The 23,866-nt window shown below is 69.0% G+C and carries 31 protein-coding genes and 1 pseudogene; 11 read left to right on the top strand and 21 right to left on the bottom strand.

Annotated features, from left to right (window positions below; all coding sequences use genetic code 11):
* Positions 1-5: 5 nt before the first annotated feature.
* From GEV28_RS19440 to GEV28_RS19395, 10 genes are all read right to left on the bottom strand, one after another.
* On the bottom strand, positions 6-1,034 hold the full coding sequence (locus GEV28_RS19440) for an ABC transporter substrate-binding protein (protein ID WP_291413507.1): 1,029 nt from the start codon (positions 1,032-1,034) through the stop codon (positions 6-8).
* Positions 1,031-1,885 carry an ABC transporter permease gene (locus GEV28_RS19435; protein ID WP_291413506.1) on the bottom strand — a complete coding sequence of 285 codons (855 nt, stop codon included), beginning with the start codon at positions 1,883-1,885 and terminating at the stop codon, positions 1,031-1,033. The genes GEV28_RS19440 and GEV28_RS19435 overlap by 4 nt, the downstream gene beginning before the upstream one ends.
* Positions 1,882-2,739: an ABC transporter permease gene (locus GEV28_RS19430; protein ID WP_291413505.1), complete on the bottom strand. Its 858-nt coding sequence runs from the start codon at positions 2,737-2,739 to the stop codon at positions 1,882-1,884. The genes GEV28_RS19435 and GEV28_RS19430 overlap by 4 nt, the downstream gene beginning before the upstream one ends.
* Positions 2,736-3,539 carry an ABC transporter ATP-binding protein gene (locus GEV28_RS19425; RefSeq protein ID WP_291413504.1) on the bottom strand — a complete coding sequence of 268 codons (804 nt, stop codon included), beginning with the start codon at positions 3,537-3,539 and terminating at the stop codon, positions 2,736-2,738. Before GEV28_RS19425 ends, GEV28_RS19430 begins: the two co-directional genes overlap by 4 nt.
* A gap of 24 nt (positions 3,540-3,563) precedes the next feature.
* Complete coding sequence (locus GEV28_RS19420) at positions 3,564-3,731, bottom strand: fumarylacetoacetate hydrolase family protein (RefSeq protein ID WP_291413531.1); 168 nt, start codon at positions 3,729-3,731, stop codon at positions 3,564-3,566.
* A gap of 192 nt (positions 3,732-3,923) precedes the next feature.
* The gene (locus GEV28_RS19415) at positions 3,924-4,598 is read right to left on the bottom strand and encodes a GntR family transcriptional regulator (RefSeq protein WP_291413503.1); all 675 of its coding nucleotides are present in this window, start codon (positions 4,596-4,598) and stop codon (positions 3,924-3,926) included.
* Between the two features lie 496 nt (positions 4,599-5,094).
* Positions 5,095-6,294: a DUF6596 domain-containing protein gene (locus tag GEV28_RS19410; RefSeq protein ID WP_291413530.1), complete on the bottom strand. Its 1,200-nt coding sequence runs from the start codon at positions 6,292-6,294 to the stop codon at positions 5,095-5,097.
* 29 nt (positions 6,295-6,323) lie between these two features.
* Entirely contained in the window at positions 6,324-6,707 is a 384-nt protein-coding gene (locus GEV28_RS19405) for a YciI family protein (RefSeq protein WP_291413502.1), read from the bottom strand.
* A gap of 367 nt (positions 6,708-7,074) precedes the next feature.
* Positions 7,075-7,785: a response regulator transcription factor gene (locus GEV28_RS19400; RefSeq protein WP_291413501.1), complete on the bottom strand. Its 711-nt coding sequence runs from the start codon at positions 7,783-7,785 to the stop codon at positions 7,075-7,077.
* Positions 7,785-9,011 (bottom strand): sensor histidine kinase, encoded by a 1,227-nt coding sequence (locus tag GEV28_RS19395; RefSeq protein ID WP_291413500.1) that lies wholly within the window; start codon positions 9,009-9,011, stop codon positions 7,785-7,787. The genes GEV28_RS19400 and GEV28_RS19395 overlap by 1 nt, the downstream gene beginning before the upstream one ends.
* A 189-nt stretch (positions 9,012-9,200) precedes the next feature.
* Here GEV28_RS19395 and GEV28_RS19390 point away from each other — a divergent pair, with 189 nt between their 5' ends.
* From GEV28_RS19390 to GEV28_RS19375, 4 genes are all read left to right on the top strand, one after another.
* Positions 9,201-9,677: a hypothetical protein gene (locus tag GEV28_RS19390; RefSeq protein WP_291413499.1), complete on the top strand. Its 477-nt coding sequence runs from the start codon at positions 9,201-9,203 to the stop codon at positions 9,675-9,677.
* A 28-nt stretch (positions 9,678-9,705) separates the two neighbouring features.
* Positions 9,706-10,380: a methyltransferase domain-containing protein gene (locus GEV28_RS19385; protein ID WP_291413498.1), complete on the top strand. Its 675-nt coding sequence runs from the start codon at positions 9,706-9,708 to the stop codon at positions 10,378-10,380.
* 44 nt (positions 10,381-10,424) lie between these two features.
* Positions 10,425-11,141 carry a hypothetical protein gene (locus GEV28_RS19380; RefSeq protein ID WP_291413497.1) on the top strand — a complete coding sequence of 239 codons (717 nt, stop codon included), beginning with the start codon at positions 10,425-10,427 and terminating at the stop codon, positions 11,139-11,141.
* Between the two features lie 492 nt (positions 11,142-11,633).
* Entirely contained in the window at positions 11,634-11,972 is a 339-nt protein-coding gene (locus tag GEV28_RS19375; protein WP_291413496.1) for a hypothetical protein, read from the top strand.
* A 39-nt stretch (positions 11,973-12,011) separates the two neighbouring features.
* Here GEV28_RS19375 and GEV28_RS19370 read toward each other — a convergent pair whose 3' ends face one another.
* Both GEV28_RS19370 and GEV28_RS19365 read right to left on the bottom strand, forming a co-directional pair.
* Entirely contained in the window at positions 12,012-13,052 is a 1,041-nt protein-coding gene (locus tag GEV28_RS19370) for an NAD-dependent epimerase/dehydratase family protein (protein WP_291413495.1), read from the bottom strand.
* A gap of 125 nt (positions 13,053-13,177) precedes the next feature.
* Entirely contained in the window at positions 13,178-13,999 is an 822-nt protein-coding gene (locus GEV28_RS19365; RefSeq protein WP_291413494.1) for an MBL fold metallo-hydrolase, read from the bottom strand.
* Positions 14,000-14,053: 54 nt separating this feature from the next.
* On the opposite strand from GEV28_RS19365, the gene GEV28_RS19360 reads away from it, so the two are divergent.
* The gene (locus GEV28_RS19360; protein ID WP_291413493.1) at positions 14,054-14,365 is read left to right on the top strand and encodes a helix-turn-helix transcriptional regulator; all 312 of its coding nucleotides are present in this window, start codon (positions 14,054-14,056) and stop codon (positions 14,363-14,365) included.
* 237 nt (positions 14,366-14,602) lie between these two features.
* On the opposite strand, the pseudogene GEV28_RS19355 reads toward GEV28_RS19360, so the two are convergent.
* Positions 14,603-14,805 (bottom strand): annotated as a pseudogene (locus tag GEV28_RS19355) (IS1634 family transposase); the annotation flags it as partial.
* 6 nt (positions 14,806-14,811) lie between these two features.
* Here GEV28_RS19355 and GEV28_RS19350 point away from each other — a divergent pair.
* From GEV28_RS19350 to GEV28_RS19325, 6 genes are all read left to right on the top strand, one after another.
* Positions 14,812-14,943, top strand: coding sequence for a hypothetical protein (locus GEV28_RS19350; protein ID WP_291413534.1), 132 nt, complete (start codon positions 14,812-14,814; stop codon positions 14,941-14,943).
* Between the two features lie 228 nt (positions 14,944-15,171).
* Positions 15,172-15,876, top strand: a complete 705-nt coding sequence (locus GEV28_RS19345) for a 7-carboxy-7-deazaguanine synthase QueE (RefSeq protein ID WP_291413492.1) — start codon at positions 15,172-15,174, stop codon at positions 15,874-15,876.
* 109 nt (positions 15,877-15,985) lie between these two features.
* Positions 15,986-16,735 (top strand): GTP cyclohydrolase I, encoded by a 750-nt coding sequence (gene folE / locus GEV28_RS19340; RefSeq protein ID WP_291413491.1) that lies wholly within the window; start codon positions 15,986-15,988, stop codon positions 16,733-16,735.
* Entirely contained in the window at positions 16,735-17,550 is an 816-nt protein-coding gene (locus GEV28_RS19335; RefSeq protein ID WP_291413490.1) for a hypothetical protein, read from the top strand. The genes folE and GEV28_RS19335 overlap by 1 nt, the downstream gene beginning before the upstream one ends.
* A complete protein-coding gene (locus GEV28_RS19330) occupies positions 17,550-17,966 on the top strand; it encodes a hypothetical protein (RefSeq protein ID WP_291413489.1) in 417 nt (138 codons plus the stop codon). Before GEV28_RS19335 ends, GEV28_RS19330 begins: the two co-directional genes overlap by 1 nt.
* Positions 17,967-18,023: 57 nt before the next feature.
* On the top strand, positions 18,024-18,332 hold the full coding sequence (locus tag GEV28_RS19325; RefSeq protein WP_291413488.1) for a hypothetical protein: 309 nt from the start codon (positions 18,024-18,026) through the stop codon (positions 18,330-18,332).
* Between the two features lie 7 nt (positions 18,333-18,339).
* Here the strand turns inward: GEV28_RS19325 and GEV28_RS19320 are convergent, their stop codons facing one another.
* From GEV28_RS19320 to GEV28_RS19285, 8 genes are all read right to left on the bottom strand, one after another.
* Positions 18,340-18,801: an SRPBCC family protein gene (locus tag GEV28_RS19320; RefSeq protein ID WP_291413487.1), complete on the bottom strand. Its 462-nt coding sequence runs from the start codon at positions 18,799-18,801 to the stop codon at positions 18,340-18,342.
* A gap of 61 nt (positions 18,802-18,862) precedes the next feature.
* Positions 18,863-19,030, bottom strand: coding sequence for an ATP-binding protein (locus GEV28_RS19315; RefSeq protein WP_291413529.1), 168 nt, complete (start codon positions 19,028-19,030; stop codon positions 18,863-18,865).
* Between the two features lie 58 nt (positions 19,031-19,088).
* Entirely contained in the window at positions 19,089-20,084 is a 996-nt protein-coding gene (locus tag GEV28_RS19310) for an RNA polymerase subunit sigma-70 (RefSeq protein ID WP_291413486.1), read from the bottom strand.
* A 247-nt stretch (positions 20,085-20,331) separates the two neighbouring features.
* Entirely contained in the window at positions 20,332-20,673 is a 342-nt protein-coding gene (locus GEV28_RS19305; protein ID WP_291413485.1) for an EthD family reductase, read from the bottom strand.
* Between the two features lie 29 nt (positions 20,674-20,702).
* Entirely contained in the window at positions 20,703-21,695 is a 993-nt protein-coding gene (locus tag GEV28_RS19300) for an NADPH:quinone oxidoreductase family protein (protein WP_291413484.1), read from the bottom strand.
* Between the two features lie 462 nt (positions 21,696-22,157).
* Positions 22,158-22,547: a hypothetical protein gene (locus GEV28_RS19295; RefSeq protein ID WP_291413483.1), complete on the bottom strand. Its 390-nt coding sequence runs from the start codon at positions 22,545-22,547 to the stop codon at positions 22,158-22,160.
* 9 nt (positions 22,548-22,556) lie between these two features.
* Complete coding sequence (locus tag GEV28_RS19290) at positions 22,557-23,219, bottom strand: helix-turn-helix domain-containing protein (protein ID WP_291413482.1); 663 nt, start codon at positions 23,217-23,219, stop codon at positions 22,557-22,559.
* A gap of 1 nt (position 23,220) precedes the next feature.
* Positions 23,221-23,583, bottom strand: a complete 363-nt coding sequence (locus GEV28_RS19285) for a nuclear transport factor 2 family protein (protein WP_291413481.1) — start codon at positions 23,581-23,583, stop codon at positions 23,221-23,223.
* Positions 23,584-23,866 lie beyond the last annotated feature (283 nt).

Raw genomic sequence — 23,866 nt, 5'->3', positions numbered from 1 at the left:
CTTCCTCAGCAGCCGTTGTAGGCGTTGGTCCACAACGCGTCCTCGGCCGGGTCGCCCGCCTCGGCGGTCAGCTCGATCTCGTGCATCGTCTCCAGCGTCGCGCGCACCGCCTCCGGGTCGAAGCAGCCGTCCCGGGACAGCGCCGGCATCATCGCGTCGAGGGTCTGCTGGATGATCTCCACGTCATCGTCGGACATCCGGTCGACGATCTCCTCGGACGCCGCCGCCGGGTCGGCCGCCACCTGCTCCATCGCGGTGTTCAGCGCCCGGCTGAACGCCTTCGCCGCCTCCGGGTTGTCCTCCGCCCACGCCCGGTTGGTCGCCCAGCCGGTGTAGACGTAGTCGGCGAACAGCGGCACGTCGCCGGCCGGTCCGTCGATCAGCACCGTGCCGAAGCCCTCGGCCTCGGCGACGTACGGCGTCGGCGGGGAGAGCTGGTAGGCGTCGATCTGCCCCGTCTCCATCGCGGCGAGCAGGGAGGCCCCGTCGCCGATCGCGATGATCTCCGCGTCCCGCTCCGGGTCCAGGCCCGCCTCACGCAGGTAGTAGCGCATGTACTTGTCGCTGGCCGCGCCCGGCGACGTGACACCGAGCTTGAGTCCCTCGAGTGCGGCGTAACGCTCCTCGATCGGCGACTCGCGGGTGACGCCCTTCTCCCGCGCGACGTCCGGGTTCATCACCAGCGTGAAGGTGACCCGGCTGACCAGGTTGTGCGTCATCACCAGGCTGTCCTCGCCCTCCTCGGCGAGGGTGGCGAGGTCGTCGAAGCCCATGTCGGCGAACTGGGCGCTGCCGGACACCAGGGCCGACACCCCGTCCACCCCGCTCTGCAGCTCGACGATCTCCACGTCGAGCCCTTCGTCCTCGAAGATCCCCTGCTTCTCGGCGACGTACATGGACGCCAGGAACGCGCTCGGCAACGAGGTCACCGTGACCTGGGTGAGCTCACCGCCGCCGGCATCCTCCCCGCACGCCGCTACCGGTAACGCCAACGCCAGCACGCCCAGGATCGCGGACTGTCGTAGTCCTCTCATGGTGCCTCCTTCGTCGGTACGTCTATCTCCTGCCGCTGCCAGCGCAGCGCGTGGCGCAGCGGGCGCAGCATCAGGTTCATCACCAGCACGATCGCGCTGAGCGAGAGCACCCCGGCGATGACGCCGGCGGTGGAGAAGCGGGACGCGGCCTCGCGGGTGAGGAACCCGAGGCCGCGGTTGGACGAGATGAACTCGCCGGTCACCGCGCCGATCATGGCCGCGGGCAACGTGATCCGCAGCGCCGCGAGGATGTAGGGCAGCGCGCTGGGCAGCATCACCCGGCGCAGCTGGTCGCGGCGGCACGCGCCCATCACCCGGGTCACGTCGAGCAGACCCTGTGGCACCTGCTGGAACCCGGCCACCGTGTTGACGAAGACGATGAAGAACACGAAGTACGCGGCGATGAGGATCTTCGGCGTCATGCCGATGCCGAACCACAGGATGAACACCGGGCCCATCGCGACCGCCGGCACCGAGTACGCCACCAGGAAGTACGGCTCGACGATCCGGTGGGCGAGGCGCACCATCCCCAGCGGCCACGCCACCAGCACCGCGGCGACCGTGCCGATCAGGTAGCCGAAGAAGGCCGCCGTGACGGTGAACCGGCCGTGGTACCAGAGCTCGCCGCTCGTGGCCCACTCGGCGAGCGTCTCCGCCACCGCGGACGGCGAGCTGATGTAGAAGGGGCGCAACAGGTTCCCGGACACGAGCTCCCACCCGACGATGACCACGACGGCGATGCCGAGCCGGGCGGTGAGCAGGAACAGCCGGTGCGTGCGGCGAGCCGACCGGTGGGTGCGGCGGGCGGCGGCGAGCACCTCGGCGCCGGCGGGGCTGACGGCGGTGGTCATCCGTGCACCCTCCTCGTGATCTGCCCTGGCAGGAGCCGGGACTCGACCAGCCGCAGCAGCGCGTTCGCGGTCATCACGACTGCGGCGATGATCACGATGCCGGCGAAGACGGTCGCGATGTCGAACGCGCGGGACGCGCGGGCGACCAGGAAGCCGAGGCCCTCGGTCGACGCGACGAACTCCGAGAGCAACGCGCCCTCGATGGCCCTGGTGAACGTGATCCGGACGCTGGCGACGATGGCCGGCGCCGCGGAGGGCAGCACGATCTTCACCAGCAGGTCGCGGCGGCGGGCGCCGAACACCCGACAGACGCGCAGCAGGCCAGGGCTGACCTCGCGGATCCCGGTGGCGGTGTTGACGAAGACGATGAAGTAGACGAGCAGCGCCGCCATGATCACCTTCGGCGTCTGGCCGAGGCCGAACCAGACGATGAACAGCGGCGCCAGCGCGATCTTCGGGATCGAGTAGAACCCGACCAGGAACGGCTCGAAGACCTCGTACCCGCGGCGGGTCTGGGCCAGCGCGAACGCGCTCACCAGGCCGAACCCCGCGCCGATCAGGAAACCGAGCCCGGCCTCGCCGAGCGTGACCCCGACGTGGGTGAAGATCTCGCCCTCGGCGACCAGCTCCCCCAGCCGCGCGGCGATCGACGCCGGATCGCTGACGTAGCGGGGGTTCACCAGGTACCCGATGCCGAACTGCCAGAACAGCAGGATCGCCACACCGAGCCCGGCGGTGCCGAACCAGCGCACGGCCCGCTCGCGCCGCCGGCGCCGGTGCTCGGCCGCCGCGACCGTGGCCAGCACCGCCCGGCCGCGGTCGGTGCCGTTGGTGGAGGTCGCCAGCAGTGTCATGACACGGTCCTGGCCTGCTCGATCTCCACCCGGATGTCGGCCCACAGCGCGTCGTGCAGCTCGCCGAACCCCGGCGTCTCGTGGATGCGGAACGGGTCGCGCGGGCGGGGCAGCTCGACCCGGTACTCGCGCTTGATCGTGCCCGGGGTGCCGGTGAACACCAGGATCCGGTCGGACAGCGCGATCGCCTCCACGAGGTCGTGGGTCACGAACAGCACGGTCGGCCGCGAGCGCTCCCACAGCCGGAGCAGCTCGGCCTGCAGGATCACTCGGGTCTGCGCGTCCAGCGGGCCGAACGGCTCGTCCATCAGCACGACGCTCGAGTCGTAGACGAGAGTGCGGATGATCCCGGCGCGCTTGCGCATCCCGCCGGACAGCTCGTGCGGGTAGTGGTCCTCGAACCCGGCCAGCCCGACCAGGTCGATGAACTCCTGGGCGCGGGTGCGGCGCTCGCGGCGGGCCACGCCCTGCAGCTCCAGGCTCAGCTCGACGTTGCCGCGCAGCGAGCGCCACGGCAGCAGGTTGTCGTCCTGGGTGATGTAGCCGACCGAGGTGTTGACCCCGCGCACCGCCGAGCCCTGGTGGGCGACCGTGCCCTCCGACGGGCCGTCCAGGCCGGCGATCAGGTTGAGGCAGGTGGACTTCCCGCAGCCCGACGGGCCGACCAGGCTGACGAACTCGCCCGGCGCCGCGGTGAACGTCACGTCCTGCAGCGCCAGCACCGGTTCGCTGCCGCGCCCTCTGGCCACGAAAGCCTTGTAGACGTGGTCGAAGCGAACGGACTCCATCGTCTGCTGCATCGTGGCTCCCTCGTCAGACAGTGATCAGACGCCGGCACCCGCCCGGGCGCGGTAGGACGTGCGGTCGGTGTGCCGCACGGGGTTGGTGAGCGTGCTGAGTTGCGGGGACGAGACGGTCACCTCGCCGCCGTCGGTGAGGAAGCACGCGGGTTCGCGCGCGTAGCCGACACCGGCCGGGGTGCCGGTGAGGATCAGATCGCCTGGCAGCAGCGTCAGCCCCCGGCTCAGCGCGGCGATCGGCCGCAGGAGTGTGACCCGGTCGCGGCGGACGGTGCCGCGGCGCAGGGCGGGCGGGTCGAGCAGGGCGCCTGCGCGCCGGGTCTCGACGATCTCGCGCAGCCCAGCTGAGCCGCGGGAGCCGGTCGAGCAGGTAGTTGGCGATCTTCATGCGGTGCCCTCCGCGCCGTCCTGCTCACCGGCCGGCTTCTCGACCAGCGTGCTGACGGTCTCGCCGACGGAGCGCTTGTGCCACAGGGCGAGCGTCGCGGCGCGCTTGGCGTCCCTGGCGTGCAGCGCGGCCATGATCCCCTCGTGCTCGGACTGGGAGCGGGCGAGCCGTTCAGGGACCATGCGGAACACCCGCTGGAAGCCGGAGTGGCGCTGCCAGATGTCCATGGTCAGCTCGCAGAGCATCTGGTTGCCGCAGGCGGCGACGATCGTCTCGTGAAACTGCCGGTTGAGGTCGGAGAAGCGGGGGCCGGCCTGGGCCGCGACGGCCTCGCGCATCAGGACCATCAGCCCGTCCAGCGTCGCCAGCTCGGCCTCGGTCATCCGCTCGGCGGCCAGCCCCGTGGCGATGCTCTCCAGGTGGCCGCGGATGAAGTAGGTCTCCTCGATCTCGCGCTGGGTCAGCGCGGTCACCCGCGCGCCGCGGTAGGGCACCATCTCGACCAGCCCGTCGCGCTCAAGCATGCGCAGCGCCTCGCGGACGGGGATGTCGCTGGTCTCGTAGGTGTTGGCCAGCTCGCGCAACACCAGCCGGGTTCCCGAGGCGAGCTCGTTGCGCAGGATCCGCTCGCGAAGTGCGCGGTAGATGGTCTGAGACTTCAGGTCGGACACGACCGCCCCCCTGTGATCCAAATCACGCAGAAGATATCTGATATAATTTGCGGCGTCAATTGTCCCCTTGGGAGTCCGTGTCCGGCCTGGGCCGGTCACGACCGGCACCAGCGCGATGTAGGCGTCCTTCAACGCATCGGGAACGAGGGGACTCGGGACTTTGCCGGAGCCGCACCCGGCGCAGCGCGAGGGTCGGCCCGCGGACAGCCCATATGGACGATCGAGTCTGGGTGAACAGGTCGCCCAACCTCGATGCCCTCCTCGGTGGAGCACGCGGGGCACCGAGATGTCCGCGAGATGAAGCTCCCCAACCTGGCTCGCGCCGATCGGCCCGATCTTCGGCAGGGCCGGTGTCACCGTCGCGATGGCCTGACACAGGGGTCACCGGACTGGGCGGCCACCGCCGCCCTCACCGGGAGTCGCCGTGCTGATGGCCGCACTCGACATCGCCGGCTATACCCGCCGCGACCTCGCGACCTGACAGCCGGAAAAGGGCTCACCGACGCTGCCGAAGGAGCGCCGCCTGCCCGGTGAGGTAGTCCCGTTCGGCAGGACTCGGTGTGAGACCGGCCGCGGTGTCGTATGCGGTGGCGGCGTGCTCGATCCGGCCGAGGCGGCGCAGCAGGTCGGCGCGGGTGGCGTGGAAGGCGTGGTACTCGGGCAGGTCGAGCTGGTCGACGAGGTCCAGCGCGGCTTCTGGGCCGTGGACCTCGCCCGCGGCGATGGCCCGGTTCAGCGCGACCACACGGGTCGGTGTGAGGGTGAGAAGCTGGTCGTAGAGGGTGAGGATCTGCGGCCAGTCGGTCGACCGGAAGGACTCGGCGTCGGTGTGGACGGCGTTGATCGCGGCCTGCAGCTGGTAGGGGCCGGGTCGGTCGCGGCGCAGGCAGTCGCGCACGAGGGCGTGGCCTTCGTCGATCAGCGCGCGGTCCCATGTGGAGCGGTCCTGGTCGCGCAGGAGCACCAGCGCGCCGTCCGCGGTGACCCGGGAGCGGAACCGGGAGTCGGTGAGCAGCAGCAGCGCGAGCAGGCCGGTCACCTCGGGTTCGTCGGGCATCAGCGAGGTGAGGATGCGCACCAGCCGGATCGCCTCGGCACGAAGCCCATCACCGGCGTTCTCCGCACCCGCGTTGTAGATCAGGTAGACCACGGCGAGCACGGCTCGCAGCCGGTCCGGGAGTTCGTGGTCGCGGGGGACCCGGTACGGGATCCGGGCGAGCTTGATCTTGCGCTTGGCCCGCACCAGACGTTGGGCCATGGTCGGTTCGGAGACCAGGAACGCGCGGGCGACCTCGTCGGTGCGGAGCCCGCCGAGCAGCCGCAGGGTCAGCGCGACCTGGACCTCGGTGGCCAGCGCCGGGTGGCAGCAGGTGAAGATCAGCCGCAGTCGGTCGTCCGGCACCGGTCCCACCTCCTGGACTTCCGGTTCGTGCTCGAGCACGGCGAGGTCGTGGCGCAGCTCGCGACCTCGGACGTCCCGGCGCAGCCGGTCGATCGCGCACCGCCGGGCGGTCGTGGTGATCCAGCCGCCGGGGTTCGGCGGCAGGCCGTCCCGTGGCCAAAGCCGGAGCGCCTGCGCGAACGCGTCCTGGACCGCGTCCTCGGCGATGTCGATCTGCCCGAAGACGCGGATCAGGGTGGCCACCGACCGGCCGGACTCCTCGCGGAAGACCCGGCTGATCGCCGCCTCGTCCATGCGGTCGCCCACGGACCGATCCCTCATGGTCAGGTTTTGGTGTCCCAGAACGGGCGGACCTCGATCGGCATGCCGATGATCGCGGCCGTCCTGGTCGCCCAGCCCAGAGCGGCATCGAGATCGTCGGCCTCGACGATGTAGAAGCCGGCCAGGTGCTCCTTCGACTCCACGAACGGACCGTCGGTGGTCATCGGGTCACCCGCCGCCGACACCCGCACCACCGTGGCCACGTCCGCATCGGTCAGCCGGCCGGAGAACAGCCAAGCCCCGCTCGCCTTCATGTCCTCCTCCAGCGCCAGGATCTGCTGGTACTGGTCCGACGCCGCCGGCTGGGCCGGCTCCGCGCCACCATCGACACCACCGGTAGCGCCACCGTCAGCGCCGGTGTGCACGGACAACAGGTACTGGGCCATCGACACACTCCTCGTCCAGGCGGGCACCTCCCACCCTGCCCCACTACGAACGACCATCGACCAAATCGACAACCAAGGCAAGAAATCGGCCGGCCGCGACGATCACCGGCCAAACACACCGACGCCCGGGGTTGACACACCTACCTCGAGAGATTCATTTCGGGTGACCGGGACGGTGCCGCGGTGCTGCTCACCGAGGACTTCCTGGTCCACGGCCCGATGCTGCAGTCAGAAGGCAAGGCCGCCTGTCACCGTGTGGAGCTACCCCCGCACCACTCCCCGAGGCCGCCGGCCTCGCCGGGCTCATCGGCATCGTCCCCGAGGACCCGGGCGTGAACGTCCGCATCGACACCGACCACGGACCGGATCATGGCCGCGGTTCGGGCGGGACGAGGCCGGTTTGGTATGCGGTGACGACCAGTTGGGCGCGGTCGCGGGCGCCGAGTTTGATCATTGCTCGACTGACGTGGGTGCGTGCGGTGGCGGGGCTGAGGACGAGGCGGGTGGCGATCTCGGTGTTGCTGAGCCCTTCACCGACCAGCGCCACCACTTCCCGCTCGCGTGGGGTGAGGACGACGAGGCGCTGCTCGGCCGCGTGGTGCGCGGTGCGGGTGGCGGTGAACTGCGCGATCAGCCGGCGGGTGATCCTGGGCGAGAGCAGTGCCTCGCCGCCCGCGACGACCCGGATTCCGTGCAGCAGCTCGGCTGGGCCGCAGTCCTTGAGCAGGAAGCCGCTCGCTCCCGCCCGCAGCGCCTCGAACACGTGGGCGTCGGTGTCGTAGGTGGTCAGAATCAGCGACCGCACCCGCTCCAACCCTGGCGTGGTCACGATCTCGCGGGTCGCCGCGATGCCGTCGAGCACCGGCATCCGGATGTCCATGAGCACCACGTCGGGCCGCCTGGCGCGGGCGATGGTCACCGCCTCCGCGCCGGTGCCGGCCTCGCCGACGACCTCGATGTCGTCCTCGACATCGAGCAGCACCCGGAACCCGGTGCGCACCAGGAGCTGGTCGTCGGCAAGCAGCACCGTGACCGGGCGCCGCAGCGGTGTGATCGGCGGTGTGATCGGCTCCGTCATCAGTGCACCGCCGGGTCGGGCGCTACCGGCAACCGCGCGTGCACGCGGAAACCGCCGCCGGGTCGCGGACCGGCGGCGAAGTCGCCGCCGAGCAGGTGGCAACGCTCCCGCATGCCGAGAATGCCCCTGCCGCCGGTGGCCCGGTCGGGCAGGATGCCGCCCGGTGAGCCGGCTCCGTCGTCAACGATCTCGATGTCCAGGGCGTCCGGTTCGTAGGTGAGCGTGATGGTGACGGTGGCCGGTCCGGCGTGGCGGATCGCGTTGGTGATGGCCTCCTGCACAAGGCCGTATGCGGCGCGATCCACCATTCCGGCCACCTCCCGCTCCCGACCGCCCCCTCGGCCCGTCACCTCGACCGTCACGGTCAGCCCGGCGTCCCGCGCCAGCCGCACAAGCTGGTCGAGTTGATCGAGGCCGGGGACCGGGACCCGCTGATCGGCCTCGGTGTCGGCACGCAGCATCTGCAGCGTCGCGCGGAGCTCGTGCAGCGCCTGGGCGCTGGTCTGCTCGATCGCGGCCAGGGACTCCCGCGCACGCTCCGGTCGCTTGTCGAGAACGTGCGCGCCGACCCCGGCGTGCACATTGATGATCGCGATCGCGTGCGCGACCGTGTCATGCACCTCCCGGGCGATCCGCAGCCGCTCGGCGTCGACCCGGCCACGCGCCTCGACTTCCCTGGTCTGCTCGGCGCGCTCGGCCCGTTCCAGTGCCCGCTCCACAACCCGCGCCGCGAGCTCGCGCCGGGCGCGGACCGACTCGCCGAGCGCCGCGGCCATGACCGCCGCGCCGATCCGGAAGAACACCCACCCCGCGCCGGTCAGCGGCACCAGGTCCGCGGTCGCCAGCCACACCACCGTCAGCCCACCGAGACCGACGGCCACCAGCCGCAGCGACGACTCCCCCTCGCCCCGCGCGGTGAGCGTGTAGGTGGCGACGAACAGCCCGACCCAACCCGGCCCGTCCGGGTAGCCCAACACGTAGTACGCCGCGCTGATGACCACGACCGCGACGAACACCGCCACCGGCCACCGCCGCCGGACCAGCAGCACCAGCCCACCGGCGACCAGCAGCACCCACCCCAGCTGGAACGGCTCGGACAGCGCGGCCATCCCGTCGTCCGGCACCACGAAGTCAGTGCCGCGGACGTGGAACAGCGTCACGAAACCAGCCAGCAGGACATCCTGCACGCGCACCGGCACGCGCAGCCGCGTGATCATGCCGGCCATGCGCCGATCGTAGCCGCGCCGCGGCCGCGGTGAGTCCGACGACCGACGTAGCCGGCTACGTCCCGCGACGTACGCGATGCGGCCGCCGGGTGGCTCGCGCGACGTAGCGGATGCCGTCACCGGCCCGACGCGAACACACCGCCCGGCGGCGCAGCATCGAGACATCCGGTCCCCCTTACGGAGGCAGTCATGACCGTCGAACGACTCCGGTGGCGAAGGCCGCTGCTGATCGTGCACATCGCCGCGTCGGCGGGCCTGATCGGAACCGCGTTGGTGCTGGTCGCGCTGGGTGTGTCGGGGGTGCGCGGCACCGACCCCCGCACCGTCTACCCGGCCGCTCACCTGATGGAGGTGTGGGTTGCCGCGCCGCTCGCGGTCATCGCGCTGGGTACCGGCGTCCTCCAGGCCACCCTGTCCGGCTGGGGCCTGATCCGCCATTGGTGGATCACTGTCAAGTTGGCGAGCACGGCCGGCTTCACCGTCGTGATCTTCCTGGTGATCATCCCGCGACTGTCCGCGGTAGCCGCGGATGCCGTCGCCGGCAACGCCTTCACCACCGCTGAGCGCCTGCCGCTCGCCGTCGTGCCGGCGGCTGCGACCGCGCTGCTCGTGGTCAACGTCGCGCTCGGCGTCCTCAAGCCGAGCCGAACCCGTGTCCCGACCTGAATCCCTGCCACACCAAGGAGAACACGAGATGAACCACACCGATCAACACGACCCCGAGAGTCCCGGCATCCTGCTCACCCCACGTCCGTACAACCTGATGCTGGCCGTGGTGTTCGGCGGGCGCCGCCGCGCACTCGACGCACAGCTGGCCGCCGCGTCCGGCGTGAGCCCTGGCGACCGGGTCCTGGACATCGGCTGCGGTCCCGGCCACCTGGCGCGCCGACTGGCCGGCATCGTCGGACCGCGCGGCCACGTCCTCGGCATGGATGCCTCCGCCCCGATGATCGCCTACGCCACCGCCCACCGTCGCCGGCCAGCCACCTGCGAGTTCCAGGTGGCGCTCGGCCAGGCGATGCCGCAGCCCGACGCCAGCATCGACGTGATCACCTGCACGTTCGCCATGCACCACATCCCGCGCGACGCCCGCACCACCGCGCTCGCCCACATGTACCGCGTGCTCCGCCCCGGCGGGCGCCTACTCATCGCCGACCTCCACCCCAGCGGCCACCTAACCCCACGCCTGACCAGCGCCCTGGCCAGACTCGCCCGCCACGGCGCCGCCGACCCCCAGACCGTCGACCCGATGGCCGACGTCGACATCCACAACTACACAGAACCGCTTCGCGAACTCGGGTTCACCGAACCCACCTTCACCGACATCAAACCCTGGACCCGCCACCTCACCACCACCAAACCTGTCTGAGCGACCCTCGCCACCGTCCGAAGAGGACTGAATAGGAGTCTGCCGTGGACGATCTGCCCACAACTGTCTGGGTGTTGCTGCTGGCCGCTGCGCTCGGGATACCGACGGTGACCAGCGTGGTGCTGTACCGCGGAGCAGTCGCCACCGGGCTCGGCCGCCGCAGCGCCACCGGCGTGGCCGTCGCGTTCGCCGCCGGGTGGGGTAGCTGGCTGCTGGCCACCGGATACCTTGCCGGCGCCGCGGTGTACTCCGGCCGGGGAAACCCCTGGTTCTTCGTCGCGGTCGCCGGCGCGCTGGTCGCGCCGCTGCTGGCCACCCGAATTCCCGTCGTGGCGCGCATCCTGGCCGACCCGGGCACTCCCGCACGGCTCGCGTTGCCGCACACCCTGCGGGTCATCGGAGTGGTGTTCCTGATCCTGATGACCCTCGGACACCTACCGGCCGTCTTCGCGGTCCCCGCTGGTCTCGGTGACATCGCGATCGGCATCGCCGCACCGATCGTCTACCGGCGGCTGGCCCGCGGCACCGGCCACCGCGCCGCGGTCCGGTTCAACATCCTCGGCATCCTTGACCTGCTCGTGGCCGCAGGCATCGCCACCCTGGTCACCTCCGGGCTACTGGACGTCACCCCGTCCACCGAACCCCTGCGGCTGCTCCCACTCGCGCTCGTCCCGACCGCCGCCGTACCCCTGGCAGTCGCACTGCACATCGTCTCCCTGCGCCAACTCCACACCGCCGCAGCCGCGCCTAGTGTCACGTGACCCTGAAACCTTTACGCCGCTGCGGCCAACGCGGCCCCTCGCTGCGTTGGAGAAAAGCCCAAGTACATCCAGTACGAGCGACTTTCCTCCGCCTAGCCAGGAACCACGTGGATCCACAGCGGACGCAAAGGAACAGGATCACGCGACACTAGACGACCTTCGTCGGAATGAGAGGAAGACCGCCGAACGGTCAACGGGCAACCTCAAGCGTGTCCACAAGCCAGCCACTCGCTGCATGCCGGCGAGTGCAGGGCAATCGTGTACGACGGTGATGTTCAGGTCAGCTGTCCGGCGTGCGCCACGTGCCCGACGCTGATCACTGCTGGCGACTGACCATCAGCGGCGCGAACCCGATGCGGGCCGAACTGGACGATGGCGCCTATCGCGCATGAGCGCGCCATGCGGCATGTGCGGACGGATGACTGTTGCTCCGGGATCATGATCCAGCGTGTCCGTTGATCGCTTGGCTGCTGGAGCCATGATGATGCAGGGATGGATTTCGCTCATCTCAGTAATGACCGGCTCAACGAGACCGGTGCCTACCTGGCAGCTGCCGAGGCGGCATGCCGGACGCGCCACACGATCAGTCTGAAGGCCGACGACCGGCGGTGGCTGTTGACCGTCAACGGCAAGAAGGCCAGGGTCTTCGCTCGTCGGTTCCCCACGGAGCGGCCGCTGCGCCGAGCGACCGACCAAGATGTCGACGGCGTCCACGCCGTGATCTTCGTGGATCTGACAACGTCGTCGCCGGGCTTCTACGTCGCCCCGCCCGAGCACACTACCGCTGGGCTCGTCGAGCAACACCGCGACGAATGGGAGCGGTTCGACTGAGCGAACGACAGCCTGACAAGCGGCATGAGCGTGCGTTGGCTACCGCTCGGCGAGGTAGTTGTCCTCAGCGGTGTAGTTCAGCATCGGCGCGAAATATTCGTGGTCGAACCCTGGCGGTAGCTGGGCGGTGTGGGAAGGGCCGCGGTCGGCGATTGAGACCAGCCAGTCCAGTTCGGCGGTCACGGTGGTGGCGTAGTCGCTGGCCGGTTGGTAGCGCAGTTGCCGGGCCGCGCTCATGTCCAGCCGGATACCCGGTAGGCGGTCCCAGGGATGCAGGCCGAGTTCGGCAGGGGCGCGTTGGTCGAGAAGCACCTCCGCCCACTGGTGGCCGAGATATCCCGCAACGGTCCGCGAGATCTCCAGCGCGGTTGGCGCGTCCGGGTCCGCGCTGTTGAGGACCCACTGGCCGGGATTGTTCGCGGCGATCTCGATCAGGGCAGCGATGTTGGCCGCAGCACTCGGGTGATCAACGCCGCGGCCGCCGCGGGCCAGGACAAGGACTTTGCGCCGATCGAGCGCGCGTTTGACGAACACCCATTCATCGGGCTTCGTCGACCCGTCCCCGTGAACCTTGGACGGCCGCAGGACCGTGACTGCGTGCCCGCTGTCGAGCAGGACCAGCTCGGCGGCGACCTTGTTGGCGCCGTAGCCGTCGCGACTGCGGTAGTCGATGTCCTCGCGCGGGGCCATGGTCGGCTGCGATTCGCGGACCGGGCCGTCGAAGTCCGGCGCGGCGGCCGAGTTCACGTGGTTTCCCGCCGCATCGACGTACACGGCCTTGCTGGAGATCATCACTGTGGACCCGACATCGTCCAGCAGCGGCAGCAGGCTACGGGCGTGTCCGGCGGTGAAGCACAGGCAGTCGATCAGCAGGTCGGCTCCCGCGCCCAGGGCTGCCGCGAGCTGGTGGGGTTCGGTGCGGTCCGCAGCGATGAACCGGCCTCCCGCCGCCGCGACATCATCGGGCATGCGTGACCGGTCTCGGCCCACGGTGGTCACGTCCCAGCCGGCGGCCAGCATCCGGTGTGCGGCGGCGCGGCCGATCAGTCCGGTCCCACCGAGAACCACAGCATGCGACATTGATCAACGATAACGCCGTCTGAGCCCTCAATCCGAATGCGCCCGCACATCGGCGGAAGAGTGCGTTGAACTGGTGGACGTTCTCCACCCGAGTGCCATGGACGCGGTAGTCGGCGCCCATGGCATCACTGCGCGTCGTCCTCGAGTGCGAAGCGCAGGTACCGTTCCGCGGAACGGCGCACCGCGGCCGCCCCGTCGCTGGTGACCACCCGTCCCCAGAACGCGCCATAGATGCGTTCGAACGCGAACGGTTCGACCAACGCGAGCGCGCGGCGGATGGTGCGCGGTCGTTCGGGGATGAAGTTGGGAATGCTGTACATGAAGCTGACCCACCGCCGGTCCATCACCACCATAAAGATGTCGCCGCTGAACAGTGCACCGCGGCTCTCGGGGTCGTCACTCCAATGCTGCACCGTGCCGCCGGCGAAGTGCGTGCCCGCGTTGATCAGCGTCATGCCGGGCGCGATCCGGTGGGTGTCGCCCGTCCAGTACTCGATCAGCGGATCGGGTCGTCCGACCCAGTCTCGGTCCCCGGCGTGGATGTACACCGGAGCGTCGAAGATCCGGCCCCACTCGGTCATCACGCCGTAGAAGTGCGGATGGCTGACGGCGATCGCGCTGATCCCGCCCAGCTTCTCGACCTCGGCGGCGAGATCGTCATCGAGGTAGCCCACGCAATCCCACAGCACGTTGCCGGACGGCGAGCGGATCAACAGCGCACGCTGGCCGACGGCCACCGACGGCACCGCGCCGACCCCGAGCACACCGGGCCCCTCTTCCTCGACCCGACCGCGATGGCCACCGGCGCGCAACTCGGCCAGCGTGGTCCACTGCTGGCCTTCCCAACCCACGTACTGCCGCTCGTCCAGGCAGATCGGGCAATCAGCGCGCGGTGCCCCGTACTGCACACCACAGGTACGGCAGATCGGACGCCGGGTACCGGCCACAGAGGGCAACTTAGTCACTTGGCTATATAGTCAGATCACGAATAAGATGTCAACATGGAGAACGCAGAGGTGCGATGGGCCGGGATGCTGCGGGCACTGGGTCACCCGGTGCGGCTGGGCATCATGCGACGACTGGCGACCGAGCCCGAGACCTGCGCGTGTGACTTCAGCGACGTGTTCGGGTTGAAGCAGCCCACCATTAGCCAGCACCTCAAGGTGCTGCGCGAAGCCGGCCTGGTCACCACACGCCGGCGCGGCACCCAGATTTGCTACTCGGTGCACCCCGGCGCGGTTCTCGAGCTCACCGACACACTTGGCGCGCTCACGGCCCCACCCGCCGACGCGATTGCTCCGCGAGCAAGTTAGCCGCGGACACGATGCCGGCGGTTCGACGACCTTGCCGAGGGCGGTATCCCTCGTGCTGGTCGGCAACACATCCGCGGAACCCGAAGCCGTCCGAATCCACCCGCCTGGCCCGATCGCCACGCCGAACCGGGACCAAACCAACTTACCGAAACACGCGCGCTCGTCGGCATGACAGGACGTTGTGCGATCGTCTGGCGGCACCGACATACCGCGACGTGTGACCCGACTCTGATCAATTTAGTGCGCAGTGTCTGGCCTGCGGATCTGCGTGAGCGCGTCGTGTAGGTCGGGTGGGAGTGGGTCTTCGGCGGTGAGGGTGTGCTGTCCGGCGCGGATGTGGACGGTGCGATAGCGGCGGTGCGGACGAACTTCTTGATCGACCAGCCGGTGCGGTCCTCGACGAGTCTGCTGACGGCGAGCGCCGTGAACACGATTCTCAGTGGCCGATGATCGACGGGTCGAGCCGCCTCGCGATCGCCGCCGTCGGCCACGCCGCCCCCGACGGCCACGACCTGCGCGGCGCGACGCGGATACGGCCGACCCGGCTGCCGACACCACCACGAGCCGTGCGGTGGTGACTCGTCCAGGCGACCGGTCATCACCGACTTCGGCGACCTCAAACCGTTCTCCGAACACCTCCTCGCGCCCAGCGCCGCCGCGGGGTTGCGTGATGCTGGCCCCGCGTTGGTCGCTCACCTGGCTGACTGGTTCGTCGGAAATGTCGAGCCAGGAATCCGCGGTCGCCTCGTATCCGTACGCGTCGACTCGGGGACCACGGTCGGATTGTGGGAACGGGGTGAGGCAGCATGAACGCCCCGGCCGTGCTCCCCGAACTCGTTGAGGGCTCCGCGATTCTCGCGGAGAAGTTCGAGTCGTTCCAAGGCGAAGGGCCATGGACCGGGCAGCGCTGCGCGTTTGTCCGGTTCTCTCGCTGCAACCTCAAGTGCAGCTACTGCGACACCCCGGAAAGCTGGGACTGGAGCAAGTACAACCCGACCGAGGTCAGCGAGCGGGTTCCCGTAGCCAAGTTGGTGTCGTGGGTGCGCGAACGTGCCGTGGACATGGTGGTGCTTACTGGTGGGGAACCGATGCTGCAGCAGCCTGCCATGGCGGCCATCGCTCACGGCGTGGCGCCAGCGCGGATACAGGTCGAGACCAACGGGACGATGACGCCGACCGCCGAACTGGCATCCCTGGTCGATTTGTGGGTGGTGAGCCCGAAGCTGGCGAACTCAGGCATGTCCTATTCCGTTCGGATCAAGCCCATGGCGCTCACAGCGCTGGTCGAGACGGGCCGCGCGGCGTTCAAGTTCGTCGTCACCGACCCGGACCGCGACCTCGATGAGATCGCCGAGCTCGTCGACGAATACCAGCTGGACTCGGTGTGGGTGATGCCGGAGGGCACCACCCGCGAGAAAGTCCTGGCCGGCATGGACGCGCTCTACGACCCGGCAACCAAAAGGGGCTGGAACGTCTCCACCCGCCTGCACATCCTGACCGGAGCTCGGTGACACAAACGACCGGCATCGAATGTGGTGGCTGACTTTCGTAACGCACCAACTACTTCCGTGACATTTTCTTAGGAGAACAACGGCCGAATGTCCGATGAGGACAGCCTAGATGGTCGCGGACGCTGTTGTGGCGCACCGCCACCAGCGTGTGTACATCCCGACCATCAGCGCGCTCGACCGCAGTTTCTGCTGCCCTGGAAGCGAGGCAACGTATATGACCAACACCGTCTGCAGCCCTGCGCCCGGCGGGAGCCTGGCCTTGTCACCACAACTCCGTCCCACCGCGCCGGGGCCGGTCGACACCGAGCGCGTCGCCGATCTCGTCAGCCAACTTCTGGCTGCACTCGGTGAAGACCCTGCACGGGACGGGTTGGTGGACACGCCGAACCGGGTAGCCGCGTGGTGGAGCGATTTTCTCTCCCCTGATTCGTCGGCCGCGCCGACGTGCTTCACCGAGAGCAGTCTCAGCGGCCAGTTGGTCGTGATCGGCGGCATGAGCGTCTGGTCGTTGTGCGAGCACCACCTGCTGCCCATGAACCTCGACGTCGCCGCCGGCTACGTGCCGGACGGCGAGGTGGTGGGCCTGTCGAAGTTCGGCCGGATCGCGCAGCGGCATGCGGGCCGCCTTCAGGTGCAGGAACGCTTCACCCGGCAGATCGCCGACGAGATCGCCGCGGTGATCGGCAGCAACGACGTGGCCGTCGCGGTCCGCGGCACGCACCTTTGCATGAGCGCGCGGGGTGTGCGAATGGAGGCAGCCCGAGCCACTACCGAGCAGGCTGGCGGCCGGTTCGAGCGCGATCCTGTGCTCTCGCAGCAGTTCCTCACCCTCGCCACCGACCGGTGGAGGGCAGTCTGATGGCCAAAAGCATCGACGTCTCCGTGATCGCTCCGCCCGACTACCTGGACGCTTTCGTTGCCCAGGAACCTGCCAGCGTCCATCACGTTGCTGCCCAGCGTGTTCTGACCGACGCCGCCTGCTGCGGGTTCTTCCGCCACGAGGCCCAACGTGGCGCGGAGATCATCGTCGACAACGGGGTGTTCGATCTCGGCCACGCGCTGCCGGCTGCGGATCTGATCGCGGCTGCCCGCGCGGTCAAGGCCCGCGAGATCATCCTCCCGGACGTAATGCGCGACGGGGTCGCCACCATGAAGGCCAGTGACGAGGCCGCCCGCGAGATCCGTGACCTGAGCGACGAGTTCCGGCTGTGTGTCGCTCTGCACGCGGCAGACGATCAAGAGTGGCTGCGCTGCTACGACTACTTCGCCTCCAGTGACTACGTCGGAGCGATTGCGCTACCCGCGTCCCGGCGTCCCGCGCCAGAAGACCAGCTGTGCCGAACCCGCTGGACGGCAACCCGGTATCTGGAAGACCACGGCATGATCGAGGACCGGATCGTCTACCGGCTGCTCGGCCTCGGGCGCACCGGGCACCTGGAACTCGTCGAACAGCGCGAGCACGAGTGGATCGCCTCGGTCGACGGCGCCGCTCCGATCATCCTGGGCGCGATGGGCATCGCGATGCTTCCCGGCGGACCCTACGAGAAGCCTCGGACCCCTCGGATCGAGAACCTGGGCCGTATCCCCGACGAACGATTCGAACTGATTCGCCGGAACATCGCCGTTGTCCGCGAGGCGGCCGGCAGCAGCGTGGGTATCCCGGAGGCCGCCTGATGAGCGTCCTCGCCAACGCGGTTCCGGCCGCGCTTCCCGGCTCGGTGTTGCGTATGTCCCCCATCGCGGTGGACGGACACACCATGGCCCCGGACCGGCTTCTGCGCTACCTGCAGATCAAGGTGCACCACCTCATCCAGGACCACGACTGGGACAGCATTCACGTCGTCGGCGGCTACGACCGTGAAGCCGTGATCTCCACGCACGAGAAGAACGGCAAGCTGTTCAACTTCGAGCGCCCCACCGCCGAGATCCACGGCCGCGACCTCATCGTCAAGGCATTCCCCGGCGCCGACTACGTCCACCACTACGCGCTGATCATCGCCACGTACCTTTCTACACCAACCACATCGCGCACACCCCCCTCGATCCTGCCTGGGCAGCGCAGGAGTGGGCGCCTCCGGGTGCGTAGCTGACCAGGCTTGCGCCGATCTCCGGGCGGCTGCGTCGCTTGCATCTCGCCCGGTGCGGAGGTGCATCTGCGCGCCCCTGCGCGACATGCGAGAAACCGTTCATCCGGGAATGATCGGCATGCCGAAGTTCACCGCGAGCCGTCGACGTCTGGCGAGCTGTTCGTCGGCTTTGCGGGCCAGCCGGTCGCGGTGGTCCGCCGCGAGCTGGGAGACGCCTGCGCAGTGTGGGACTGCCGACTGGACGAGGACACGTTGGACGTGTTCGCACAGGAGATCGCCGCCGGCGAGAAGGTCGAGATCGACGCGGGGACGATCGGCATCCCACCGTCGGACCCGGTGAAGGTGAGCTGGTGGGCCGCACCGTTCTAACAGGGCTTCAACTGGCCCGGATGTTGTCGGCGAGTTTGTCCAGTGATGCCTGGAGTTGCTCGTGGTTCACGACAGGCAGGTGGGAGAGCATGTCGGTGTGGGTGAACGCTGACCAGTCGTGGGTTTGGGCGACTGTGGTGTGGTGGTCGTCTGTGGGCTTCAGGTGCCAGGTGTAGGTGTGTCCGGCGGGTGGGTGGCCGGGTTCGGCAGGGGCCCAGCCGATGATGTTGTTGGGTTCGAAGGCGATGACGTGGTTGGCGACCTGGTGGTCACCTTTGATCGCGTTGTTCATGTTCATCACGAACACCTGCCCGACGTGGGTGATGGGGCCGGGGGATGCAGCGCCGCGGATCATGCCGCTGGTGTCGAGAGCTTGGTGGTTGGCTGGGTCGGCGAGGTAGGCGAAGACGCGCGAAGCGGGTGCCTCGATCAATCGGGTCACGGTGATGTTCCGGGATTCGCTGCCCATGCGGTTACTGTGCCAGGCAGTGCCGTGATGGGCGATACCGCTCGGTCGCGGGGTGCTCGTGTTAACTGGCCCGCGGGGACCGGCGGCGTTTGGTGTTGCGCAGCCGGAACGACTCGGTGCCAGTTTCGATGATGGACGCGTTGAAGGTGAGCCGGTCGACAATCGCGGCGCAGAGCCGCGGGTCGGTGAAGGTGCGGGCCCATTCGCTGAACGCGGAGTTGCTCGCGATGGCGATGGCCGAACCGGGGCCAAATCACGATGCCACGGCCATACCCGCCCGGTCGGGATCAGTCAGCGAGCAGGTGCGGGAAGCCGAACAGGACGACCAGTGCTGGATCGTGGAACTCGATCACGCGGGAGACGCCGGTGGCGGTCGGGGCCAGCACGACGATGCCGTGTGCCATGAGCGCGCCGTCGGCGTTCAGGTGGTACACGGCGGCGGCGGGTTGGCCGTTGGCCGTGGTGGCGATCAGCCGCCAGTCGCCCGGTGCGCCGAGCACGTACGCGTCGAGCAGGTGGAGGCACTTCACCCGGCCCGCGTACCACCCGCGGAACGGTGTCGCCTCCAGTGTGGCGTCCGTGCGCAGCACGTGTTCCAGCAGCCTGGCGTCGGAGCGTTCGAAGGCTGCGATGTAGCCGTCGAGCAGCGCACGCGCCCGCTGGTCGGTCGGTTCGAGCAGTTCCCCGAGCTTGGGTTCGAGTTCGTCCAGCCGTGCGCGGGCGCGCTGCAGACCGCTCTTCACCGCGGCTGTGGTGGTGCCGAGGATCTGTGCGGTTTCGGCCGCGGAGAACGTCAGCACCTCGCGCAGGATGAGGATCGCGCGCTGGCGGGCGGGCAGGTGCTGCAGGCTTGCGATGAGCGCCAGCCGCAGCGACTCGCGCGCGACCGCCGCCACAGCCGGATCGTCAGTGGCCGGGGTGATCCAGCGGTCCGGCAACGGTTCCAGCCACGAGACCTCGCCCGGCGCGACCTGGCTCGGCGGGCGATCGGGTCCGTCGTAAGGACCTGCCAGCCCCGAGGGCAGCACCCGGATCCGGCGCGGCGCCAACGCGGTCAAGCAGACGTTGGTGGCGATCTTGTAGAGCCAGGACCGGATCGACGCACGGCCCTGGAAGCCGGCGTAGGACCGCCACGCTCGCAGATACGTCTCCTGTACCAGATCTTCGGCGTCGTGCGCCGAGCCGACCATGCGGTAGCAGTGCGCCAGCAACTCCTGGCGGAACCGTTCCGTCTCGGCGGTGAACCGGTGCTGGTCCGCCGCCTCCCGCACGCGCGCCGTCATGCCGCGAGCTTAGGCCGCGGCCGGTCGGCCGGCTGCGCGATGACGGCCCAGCCGTCCCTCGGCAGCCGGTTGTCTCGCCGCCTCCGCTCGTGATCCGCCGCGGCGGATTGCCTGCTTGTCATGCGCTGCTCCTTGTCCGGCCTGGTCCCGCTGGCCGGGACCGTCACCCCAGTACGACCGGGAAGCCGGTGCCAAGGAATCGAAACGCAGGTCAGCGGGCACCCGCTCGCGGCGGCGGCGCCCGCGATCAGACCTCGTCGAGCTGCAGGATCATGCCGCGGAAGGTCGCGTAGCGGGTCAGGTTCGCCGCGGCGTCCTCGGCTGTGCGCCGCCCTATCTCGGACCCGAGCGCGGCTTCCAGCGCAGCCATGTCGTCCCAGTCCAGCATCACGACCAGGTAGCACGGCTCGCCGATCACGGCTGCCGGCTCACGACTGCACGTGTAACGACGCAGCCCCGGATACTGCTTCGCCAACGGGATGTGGACATCGTTGTAGTGACGTTCGAACGCGTCGACGTCGGATGGAGTGTCGTAGATCACGACGAATCGCGCCGTCTGCTTGGCGGCCGGGTCCACGGTTGCGGTCATCCGGGTATCACCTCCTGTCACGGCTGTGCTCAAGGCCGCAGGGCCAGTTTGCCGACGGTCGCCCTGGCTTCCAGTTCCGCGAGAGCCTTCGGGCCGTCGGCCAGGTCGTAGGTAGTGGGGCGGGTGGGAGCAAGGACGCCGGCGGCGATGAGCGCGGACAGTTCACCCATCAGCTCGCCAAAGACCTGGGGTGCGGCCTGGATCAGCACACCGATGTTGAGACCGATGACGTGGACCTGGTGCCGGTACACCAGCTCCCAGTTGGTGATCGAGGCTTCGCCGCCCGCCACGCCGTAGACGACGACTCGGCCGGTGACCCGCTTGGCCGCGGCCAAGCTGGCCTCGAAGGTGGCGCCACCCGCCGACTCCAGCACCAGATCGGCACCGGCGCCGTCGGTCAGCCGCAGCACCTCGGCGGCGAGATCCTCGCTGCGGGAGTCCAGGACGTGGTCAGCGCCCAGCGCCAGCACGGTCTCGTGCTTGCCCGGCGAGGCGGTGGCGATGACCGTCGCGCCGTAGTGCTTGGCCATCGTCACCGCAGCCTGACCGGTCGCACCCGCCGCGGCGTGGACCAGCACGGTCTCCCCGGCGGCAACGCGGCCCAGAGGTTTGAGCGCGGCCAGCGCGGTAGGCCAGTTCACGACCAGGCCCAGCGCCTGCTCGGCGCTCCAGCCGGCCGGCACCGGCGTCGCCGCGGCTGCGGGCAGGACCATGTACTTGGCGAATGCCCCGTATCCGACGCCGGCCACGCGGTCCCCAGGCCGCGGGCCGGTCACTGCCTCGCCCGCCGCCACGACCTCGCCGGCTGCCTCGAAACCCGCCGGATACGGTGGCTGCGGTCCGTCCAGGAACGTGCCGTGGGCCTTCGAGATGTCGGCAAAGTTGACACCGGCGGCGGCGACCCGGATCAGGACCTCACCCCGGCCGGGGGTCGGAACCGGCGCGTCGAGGATCAAACGCATGTCCTGCGGACCTCGCAGCGAGGTCTGCTCCAGGGCGCGCATGGTGGCGGGAATGCTCAAGGCGATCAGCTCTCTTCTCGGCTCGCCTCATCACGGCGGGCCTCTTCGGCGGGCCGCGTCGTCACCATGTAGACCGCGGCCGCCGCGGAAAGGAATCGGCAGTGGCCGAAGCTTCTGAGTCACACCGGCGGCGTTGAGGGAGCCCAGTCGGGTGTTCCGAGACTGGCGAAGCGCCTATCTGCGTGATCGCGGAATTCGGTGCACGATCCCGCAGAAGACCGACCAGGTGTGCAACCGCCAGAGCTGGCCGGCCACCAGCATTCCTTCCCGTGGCGGACAAACAGCGTCCTGCCATGGCGCGCGGCATCCACGGGTCAAATCACTCGTGCCGTGGCCACGAGGTAGGACAAGCTCGCCATCCGCTACGAGGCCGAGGTCCACATCGCGGTGTTCAGGGAGGGGCTATGACTTTGGGACACGGTCTGGTTCCGGGGCAGTTGCTGTGTCAGGGACGCAAGCCGATCAGCCGGGACCGTGGCGGCTACCAACATGTCGTCTTGGGGGCAGTACGCGGTGATTCCGTCGCGGTCGACAGTCCACGGTATGTGACCAGGTGGTGCGCGCGATGAGCATGGTCCAGAGGTGCTCGTCCCGGTCGGCGATCAGGACCCATTCGCGGAACACCCGTCCGGCCGGGGCGAACGGCTTGCCGACGCCGTCGGCGATCAGCTGCTCCACCCGGCCACGGGAGAGCTTGACGATCAGGTCGCCGGTGCGGTGATCAGAGGAGGCGAAGAACGAGCCAGACACCCGCAAGCATGGGAAGCCCATCATGGTGCCGGTCGCGACATCCGGCCGGGCGAGTGCGCCGGCGCTCATTTCGTGGAAGAACGCGGTCGGTGAGCCGGACATGCAAACCTCCTACCCCGCGTCCTGATCGACACTCAGCAGATAGCCGGTGGCGGCGAGCCAGCGCGGCCACGCCGGCTCCGGTCCCTCGACGACGACCTCACCATTGGCGCGGCCCTCGTCCCAGCCGACCTCGCCGGCCGCCCAGTGGTCGAGGAACGCCGAGCTGGCGCGGACGACGAGTTCGGGCTCGTCGGCAGGGCCGGGGTGCTGGTGCAGTCGGCCGTCGGTGAAGCGGAAGGTGGTCGGCTCGCCGTCGACCTGGAGTTCGAACTCGCCGTCGGCCAGGTCGTGGATGCCGCGCACATAGGTGATGTCGAAGCGCTGATCTGGTGAGCCGTCGGCGGTTGGATCGGCGAGGAACCAGACACCCCAACGCCGCAGTTCGCGCAGCGCGCCGTCCAGTGCCCGGCCGCGGTCGGTCAATGCGTAGACCACGCCGCCGCCGACCGGGCCGGGTTGACGGGTCACGATCCCGGCGCGTTCGAGGGTGCGCAAGCGGTCGGCGAGCGCGCTGGTACCGATGCCGGGGAGCCTGGCAAGCAATTCGTTGTAGCGTGAAGACCGTTTGAGGAGTTCCTGGACGATCACCAGGGTCCACCGTTCGCCGACTACGTCCAGGGCTCGCGCCAGCGGACAGAACCGCCCGTAGCCCGTCCACGCCGTTCGAGGCATGTCAGGTCGACGGCTGCAGCGCGCTCATCGCCGCGGTGTCGAAGATCAGGCGCGCGGCGGCGAGCTTGCCGTCCCGGAACGTGGTCCACTCCGCCATCGCGATCGACGACACGCCCGCCGAGGTCTCGATCTTGAAGTCGTAGATAGAGCAGACCTCATCGCCCGCCTCCCACTGCCGGTGCACGTCGGCACCACGCATGATCGGACACAGGCCTGCGGAGCCCTCCAGGAACGCCGCCTTGCCTTCCGACTGCAGCATCGGGCCGTGGAATCGGAAGTCCTCCGTCAGCAGCTCCGCGGCGCCCTCGCGGTCGCCGGAGGTGAATCTCGCCAGGTACGTACGGAAGATCTCAGCGTTCTGCATCGGAACTCTCTTGATAGGATTGAACTCTCATAATAGAAGCTGCGGTCGCGGTGTCAAGAGTCCCGAACGGGCGTCGACTCCGCTGCCCACGCCCGGTACGACGAGTAGGGTGAATCGCTCCGGAGATGCCGGGCGTTCCCACCCAGGGCAAAGTCATGATCACTTTAGGTAGCGCTTGTCACTGTGGGTAGCTAGTAGCGGGAGTGCGCGTTTGCGGTCGCGACCTATCCATTCGGTGGTCTCTTTGATTTTCGTGAAGCCGTTCAGTCGGAGGAGTCCGGCT

This window comes from Actinophytocola sp., from assembly GCF_009379765.1.
In the GTDB taxonomy this organism is placed as follows: Bacteria; Actinomycetota; Actinomycetes; order Mycobacteriales; family Pseudonocardiaceae; genus Actinophytocola.
This window is presented reverse-complemented; position numbering and strand designations above follow the sequence as displayed.